At 66.9% G+C, this 1,171-nt stretch carries 1 protein-coding gene; it reads right to left on the bottom strand.

Annotated features, from left to right (window positions below; translation table 11 throughout):
- Nucleotides 1-18: 18 nt before the first annotated feature.
- The coding region (locus tag ACIA8E_RS42040; protein WP_399307411.1) for an IS30 family transposase at nucleotides 19-1,171 on the bottom strand (1,153 nt) is incomplete at its 5' end.

Genomic DNA, 1,171 nt, shown 5'->3' with positions numbered 1-1,171 from the left:
GACACATATTGGGCGAGTTCAACCGGTCGTTGCAACACCGGGCTGTTGTAGTGAGCGTAGTTGCTCCTCGAAGACCTCGGCTGGTGTCCGCCAACCGAGGGTCTTGCGGGGCCGGTTGTTGATCGCCAGGGCGACGGCTTCGAGGTCTGCGGACGACCACCGGGACAGATCGGTGCCCTTCGGGAAGTACTGACGTAGCAGCCCGTTCGTATTCTCGTTCGTCGGTCGTTGCCAGGGCGAGTGCGGATCGGCGAAGAACACCTTCGTCCCGGTTTCGACGGCGAACTGGGCGTGGCCCGAGAGTTCCTTTCCGTGGTCCCAGGTGAGGGTTTTGCGCAGCTGCTCGGGCAACTGCGCCATCGATGCCGTAAGCGCCGTGTTCATCGCGATGGCGCCATAGCCCCCGAGCGAGGGACCGTTCTTCACGGGCGGATTCTCGCCCCAGCCCTCGAGCCGAGGCAGGTGCACGAGGAGCGTGGAGCGGCTGCTGCGCTCGACAAGCGTGCCGATCGCGGATCGTCCCGTCCCGATGATCAAATCTCCTTCCCAGTGTCCGGGGACCGCACGGTCCGCAGCCTCGGCGGGGCGTTCACTGAGGACGACCTCCGCGGTGACATGCCCCTGCGGCTTGTTCTGCGACCGGGAACGGGGAGTCCGCAGCGCACGGCCCGTGCGCAGACATGCGACCAGTTCCCGCTTGAGCGCGCCACGGCCCTCGATGAACAGCGACTGATAGATCGCTTCGTGGCTGATGCGCATGGACTCATCATCGGGGAAGTCGGCACCAAGTCGGTGCGAGATCTGTTCCGGGCTCCACGCCATCGCCCATCGCCTGTCCTGCCGATGCGGCTTGTTCAAGCCCTTCCAGGCGCGCGTCTCAGGCCCGGTGACGATCGTGCCGTCGCGGCGACGGACGCTGCCGGCGAGCCGCTCCTGCACGTACTCACGCAACCTGTCGTTGCCTACGAGTTTCGCGGTCTTCGGACGCTTCGCGGCCTGCTGCGCCTTCCACTGCGCCACCAGGGCCCGGTAAACCGACTTGCCACTCCGGGTCGCCGCGTTGCGGCGCAGCTCGCGTGAGATCGTGCCCGGGTCGCGTCCGATCCTGCGGGCGATCTCGCGCACGCCGATCTCCTGGGCGCGCAGCAGCGCGATCTCCTCACGCCCGGCG

It is taken from the genome of Streptomyces sp. NPDC051664 (genome assembly GCF_044453545.1).
Taxonomy (GTDB): Bacteria; Actinomycetota; Actinomycetes; order Streptomycetales; family Streptomycetaceae; genus Streptomyces.
The sequence above is the reverse complement of the archived record's forward strand: the minus strand, read 5'-3'. Positions and strand labels throughout refer to the sequence as shown.